The sequence below is a fragment of the Tardiphaga sp. genome (assembly GCF_041424195.1).
Taxonomy (GTDB): domain Bacteria; phylum Pseudomonadota; class Alphaproteobacteria; order Rhizobiales; family Xanthobacteraceae; genus Tardiphaga.
Genome location: NZ_JBGMOE010000224.1, coordinates 1 through 5,721 on the forward strand (window position 1 = coordinate 1; position 5,721 = coordinate 5,721).

At 64.4% G+C, this 5,721-nt stretch carries 7 protein-coding genes; 2 read left to right on the forward strand and 5 right to left on the reverse strand.

The window, feature by feature from the left end:
- Positions 1–313: 313 nt before the first annotated feature.
- The 3 genes from ACEK02_RS30515 to ACEK02_RS30525 form a co-directional block, all read right to left on the reverse strand.
- A complete protein-coding gene (locus ACEK02_RS30515) occupies positions 314–751 on the reverse strand; it encodes a DUF1489 family protein (RefSeq protein WP_371425187.1) in 438 nt (145 codons plus the stop codon).
- Between the two features lie 39 nt (positions 752–790).
- Positions 791–1,759, reverse strand: a complete 969-nt coding sequence (locus ACEK02_RS30520) for a hypothetical protein (protein WP_371425189.1) — start codon at positions 1,757–1,759, stop codon at positions 791–793.
- 211 nt (positions 1,760–1,970) lie between these two features.
- Complete coding sequence (locus ACEK02_RS30525; RefSeq protein ID WP_371425191.1) at positions 1,971–2,627, reverse strand: glutathione S-transferase family protein; 657 nt, start codon at positions 2,625–2,627, stop codon at positions 1,971–1,973.
- A 128-nt stretch (positions 2,628–2,755) separates the two neighbouring features.
- Here ACEK02_RS30525 and ACEK02_RS30530 point away from each other — a divergent pair, with 128 nt between their 5' ends.
- Complete coding sequence (locus ACEK02_RS30530; RefSeq protein ID WP_371425478.1) at positions 2,756–3,472, forward strand: DUF599 domain-containing protein; 717 nt, start codon at positions 2,756–2,758, stop codon at positions 3,470–3,472.
- On the opposite strand, the gene ACEK02_RS30535 is transcribed toward ACEK02_RS30530, so the two are convergent.
- Complete coding sequence (locus ACEK02_RS30535) at positions 3,447–4,385, reverse strand: hypothetical protein (protein WP_371425192.1); 939 nt, start codon at positions 4,383–4,385, stop codon at positions 3,447–3,449. The two genes, ACEK02_RS30530 and ACEK02_RS30535, sit on opposite strands and share 26 nt — an antisense overlap.
- A gap of 116 nt (positions 4,386–4,501) precedes the next feature.
- Between ACEK02_RS30535 and ACEK02_RS30540 the strand changes: the two genes are divergently transcribed.
- On the forward strand, positions 4,502–4,813 hold the full coding sequence (locus ACEK02_RS30540; protein ID WP_371425194.1) for a DUF3253 domain-containing protein: 312 nt from the start codon (positions 4,502–4,504) through the stop codon (positions 4,811–4,813).
- Positions 4,814–4,817: 4 nt separating this feature from the next.
- Here ACEK02_RS30540 and ACEK02_RS30545 read toward each other — a convergent pair whose 3' ends face one another.
- Positions 4,818–5,621, reverse strand: coding sequence for a YdcF family protein (locus tag ACEK02_RS30545; RefSeq protein WP_371425196.1), 804 nt, complete (start codon positions 5,619–5,621; stop codon positions 4,818–4,820).
- Positions 5,622–5,721 lie beyond the last annotated feature (100 nt).

The following is a 5,721-nucleotide window of genomic DNA, read 5'->3' on the forward strand; positions in this document are numbered from 1 at the left end:
CAGTGGTATCCTGACCACAGGCGATGCGGCCTGTCCGCAGACAGCCGGTCCCCACGCATCCCGTGACGCCGCATCTCCGGCGTCCACCGCCTCCCGCCCCGCAATCGTGACGATCGCGATCGCCCCTCTCGGTGGGGCAGGACGGAGGGGAAAATAATCAAGATAGGGATTCTGTCAATAGCAATAGGAAAAAATGTTTGGGTGCCTCACGCTGTCATTCCCCGGCACAGCAATTGGTGTGCCGGGGAATGACAGCCAAGACGCACGCCCCGGAATGACGAGTGTGTGGGCGGAATGACGAGCGAGCCCTGCCCTACAGCAGCCCCAATTCCCGCAATTCCCGCCGCATCGGCTCGGGCATCGCCTCGATGGATGCCGCGGCCTTGCCGAGATCCGGCGGGGCGTCCTTGTCGGTAAGATAGCGCCAGCCCTGGAACGGCCGCAGCGGACGCGGCGCGACGGTGACGGGTTTCGGCTGCATCACCAGCCGACAGCGGTTGATGCCGTCGCTGTCCCGGAACGGTTCGATCGCCAATATCTTCTCGCGTAGCGCGATCTCGCCCTTGATCACCCAGTAGAGCGAGCCGCCGCCGAGCAGTTCGGCATCGCGCTTCGGCACCATGCGGGTGATGTGGATGTGGTGCTGGGGCGCGCCGCGCGCTTTGGCCGCGCGCATCCGTTCAGCGAGATAGCTCTTGAAATCGGCAATGGATTCGCAGCCGACGGCGAGCTTGATGAGATGCAGGGGCATGGGTCAGAAATCGGCACCGCAACGCGGTTTTACAAGGCGTTATCCACCGCTCTTATCGGCCGGCGGGGCCTCCGGCGCAAGCTGCACGGGCGCTGCGGCGGCAGGCGCCTGTGGACGAGCGGCGGCCTTCGGTGCGGGTTGCTTCTTCGCGGCGACAGGTGGCGGAGCTGACGTCGCGGCCCGCGGCGCCTGCGCATTGGCGGCGGCCGGCGGCGTCTTCGGCGCAGGCACAGGTGTATCCGTCATGATCGAGATCGGCGGGATCGAGGCTGATGACGGGAAATCAGCCGTGGTCGGCTTGCCGGTCGGAACCGATGCCGGTAATCCGGCCAATGCGCCTGTCGCAGCGGCTGCAGCCGCAGGCGGCGCATTCCAGCTAGGCGCATAGCGCGTTACGAGGCCCTCATAGGTCCGCTCTTCCATATTCGAGGCAATCTGCTTGTGATCGGACAGCGCGGCATAGGCAGCGCAGCTCTCCGGCATGCAGCGATCGCGCGATTGAAGGACATAGGCGACGAGGCCATACCGATCACGCTCGATCGCGCGGCGGAGCCCTGCCAGTTCAGGCGTCATGGATTTGTTCGCTGTGGCGACATCGCCATAGGAGGTCAAATGATTGATCTGCGCAGCCGAGGCCGATACGGCAGCCGCTACCGAATCCGCGGAGCCAAACAGCACCTTCTCGCAGCCCGCGAGCACCATATCGCCGGCGAGCTCGTCGAGGCAGGACAGCGCCGGCAATGACGCATTCACCTGGGGCACCGCAACGACGGCGGCCGATGCCTCCTGCCCTACGGTTTCGGATTTGCGCAGCGTCGCTGCAGCGGCCACGCCGATCGCCAGCAGCGTGATCACGGTCAGCGCACCATTGGCGACGGACTTCTCGGCGCGCAGCAGCGTCGCCAGCACGATCAGGGCGAAGAAGACGGAGGCAGCCAGCGCCAGCCACATGGGAAGCGTCGGCGCGCGCCAGATTTGATCGAGCGAATTTGCCCATATCCCGTTCATCTTGTCGTCCCCACGCGTCTGGAAGCCAGTTTTCCGAAGAAAGTCATGTTTCCGAAGAAGGTCTTGCTTCCGAATAAAGTCCGGCTGCCATGAACCCGCAATATGCGGTTGTTATGGCAATGCCCAAGTCCATGACGAAATCGCGGCGGCCCTATCTTCTCATTTTGACGCGTTTTCCTGACGCGAACAGGTATCCACTTCGCTCGAAACGTCAGTCGTCCTCGAAGCGCGGGATGACGATGGTTTCGGCGAGGCCCTCCTCGGTCCATAGCCGGAACGCCGGCAGCGCCTGCATCGTATCCATATACGCGCGCGCCTCCGGCGTGACATCGATGTCGTAGGTCAGGAACCGGTGCACCACCGGCGCATACATGGCGTCCGCGCCGCTGAAGGCGCCGAACAGATATGGTCCATATGCGCCGTAACGCGCGCGGCAATCCGCCCAGATCTGCTGAATGCGCCTGATATTGGCCTTGGCATCGTCGGACAGCGCCTTGGCCCGCACCGGCCGGTGCAGGTTCATACCGCATTCGTTGCGCAGCGGCATGAAGCCGGAATGCATCTCGGCGGACACCGAACGGGCATGGGCGCGCGCGGCCCGGTCCTCCGGCCAGAGTCTTGCGTCCGGAAAGCGCTCGGCGGCATATTCGATGATCGCCAGCGAATCCCACACGGTGATCTCGCCATCCACCAGTGCCGGCACCTTGCCGGACGGGCTGACATCGAGGATGCGCTGCTTGTCGGCAGCGTCGGTATAAAGCGGGATGAAGACTTCCTCGAACGGGATGCCGGCAGCCTTCAGCGCAACCCATGGCCGCATCGACCACGACGAATAGTTCTTGTTTCCGATCACCAGCGTCAGCGACATCAACCACTCCTTGGAAGACCGGTAAATTGCCACGCTTGCGCCGCTGCAAGCAAGCGGCGCGCACAGGCTTGTTGCTGCATCACGGCATGCGTGGCAGAAGTGCCCGCTGATACAACAGGTGCTTCATGATCAACTATTCCTGGGTCGACGTCTTCGCGCTGGGCTTCTTCATCCTGGAGTGGACGACCTATGCGATCACGCTGGAGCACACCAAATACGGCCGCGACAGCCTGTCGGCACGCATGCATGCCTATCGTGAGGTCTGGATGCGCCGCCTGCTGGAGCGCGACGCGCGTATCGTCGACACCCACATCATGACATCGCTGCAGAACGGCACCGCCTGGTTCGCCTCGACCACGCTGATCGCCATCGGCGGTTCGCTGGCGCTGCTGCGCGCCACCAACGAAGTGATGCCGATGATGCAGAACCTGCCGCTCGGCTTCAACACGACGCCCGGCATGTGGGAGATCAAGTGCTTCGGGCTGATCTTGATCTTCGTCTATGCGTTCTTCAAATTTGCCTGGTCGTACCGGCTGTTCAACTACGTGGCGATCCTGATCGGCGCGATGCCGCTGGCCTCGAAGCGCGACACGCCGGAAGCCGAAGCGCATGTGGTGCGCACGACGCGGATGTTCGGCGCAGCGGCCCGGCATTTCAACCGCGGGCAGCGCGCCTTCTTCTTCGCGCTCGGCTATCTCGGCTGGTTCGTCAGCCCCTGGGTGTTCCTGGTCTCGACGGCTGCCGTCGTTGTGGTGACGTGGCGCCGGCAGTTCGCCTCCAATGCCTGGAAGGCCATGGCGCCCGACGCCGAAATAAGGGTTACCCCGCGAAATCCTGCGGCGTGAAATCGAGATCGAGCACTTTCCACTCATCGTATTTGTCGGCCGGCAGCATCGCATAAGGCTGGCAGGCTTCCAGCGCCTGCTTGGCCGCCTGCATCAGCAGCGCAGCCTTGGCCGGACGCCGCACCTCGATCACCGAGGGCTCGGCGACCAGCCGGCCATCCGGCGAGAACACCGCGCGCAGCTTGACCTTGGCGTCGTCGCCGCGCGCGACGGTGGCGGGCAGTTTCGAACAGCTCCGCAGATGCCGCCGGAAGGCAGCGATATCCAGCTTCGACAGATCGGCCTGCTCTGACGCCGCTCCGCCGCCGAAACCTTCGGGCAATCCCAGCATGACGCCGTATTTCACGGTGATGTCGGCCTCGGGCTGCGGCGGCACCTGCTGCGGGCCGGGCTGCGGCGCAGGTGGTTGCGCTTGCAGGGCAGCCTGCTGCTGCATCGGCGGCTGCGCAGCGGGCGAGGATGAAGGCGGCGGCGTTGCGGGAGCCGCCTGCGGCTGTTGCTGGGCTTGCTGCTGAGGCGGCGGCGGTTGCTGGGCAGCCGGTTGCTGCGGTGACGGCGCGGGTTGCTGCGGCGATGTCTTTTGCGGCTGCGGCGGGGTGTTCTGCGCCGAGGACTGCGGTTTGGCAGCCATGGCCTGCGTCTTCTGCTCTTCCAGCGTCGGCTTGTTGGTCAAATCAGGCAGCCGGAATTCCGGCTCCGGCTTCTTCTCCGGTTTTTTCTCGGGCTCCGGCGGTATCTCCTCGGCCTTCTTCTCGGCCTCGGCGAGCTGCTGCGGCGTCACCAGATCGACGGCAACGCTCTCCTCGTGCTGCTCCATCGGCCGCGCATCGGCGAAATAGACGCCAGCGGCCAGCCCGAGATGGCCGACCACCGAGACGACAATCGCTGCCCGGATGAGGTGCTTTGGTTCCATACGCCTAACGAGACTTCTATACGCCAACCGGTGCAATCATAGCGCCGCCCCCCTGCCCGCGCCATGTCCGCCATGCCACAGCTTGCGTCATGCCGTCCGATCGGTCATGGCAGTGCATGTCCAAATCCAGTCCGAAGCCTCCGAAATCCGCAGCCCCCAAGCTGGCCCCGAAACCCAAGCCCTTGCCGCTCGACGAGGCGATCCTCGACGCGCTCACCCGCAACGGCGCGGGCACGCTGAGCCCGCCGGAGATCGCCCATGTGATCGAGCCCGAAGGCGACTGGCATGCGCTGCTGATGCCGATCCGCCGCGCCGCGGTCACCCTGGCGCTGGCTGAACGGCTTGTGATCTATCGCAAGGGCAAGCCGGTCGAGGATCCCAACGACTTCCGCGGCGTGTACCGGCTGGGGCTGCCGAAGGCGGAGTGACGGATCACGGCTTTTTCGGCACCGGCAGCAATTCGCTGCTGCGGCCAGCGAGCCAATAGGTGATCAGCCCGACCCATTCGTGAACCGCGATGTCGCTCCGGCCGAGGCCGGCGCTGGCGGTATCGAAGGTCTCGGTGGCGTCGATCCAGCCGCGCGTGCGCCAGTCCACCGGATAGGCTTCGACATCGAATCCTCCCCTGCGGAACGCCCCGATCGCCCGCGGCATATGCCAGGCGGACGTCACCAGCAGCCAGCGCTCGCCGGGCTTCGGCGTCACCAGGCGTGCTGTGAAGGCGGCATTTTCGTCCGTGGTGCGGGAGTCGGTTTCAAGCGTGATGCGGCCGCGCGCGACGCCAAGACGCTCCAGCCATTCGCCGGCGACGGGCGCTTCCGAGAGAGACTTTTCGATCAGGCTGCTGGCGCCGCCGGTGAAGACGATACGCGCCTGCGGATAACGGCGCGCCAGATCCAGTATCGCCGTCACGCGCTCGCCGGCCGAATTGATCTCCAGAGAGCCGCGCGCCGCGGACGAATCTGAATCGATGGCGCCGCCGAGCACGATGATGCCGTCGGGTGCACGGCCATCGTCCTGCCATTTCGGAAAACGCTCGGTCAGCGACAGCATCAACACATTGCCTGCAGGCGAATAGCCGAACAGCAGCAACAACAGGATGCCAAAGGTCACCAGCAATGTCCCGACACGCTGGCGCTGCAAAAACACCAGCACAATGCCGATCACGCAGATCACGGCGATCGCATTGGACGGCTCCGTGAAGAAGCCGAGTATCTTGGAGAAAGTGAAGAACATGAGGCCCCTGGCTTGCCGGACGGTGTTACTGGATGAGCCATCCCGTCTGTAAGATCAATGCGGCAAATGCAGGCTGGCCTGATGGATCAATCCCATTTCG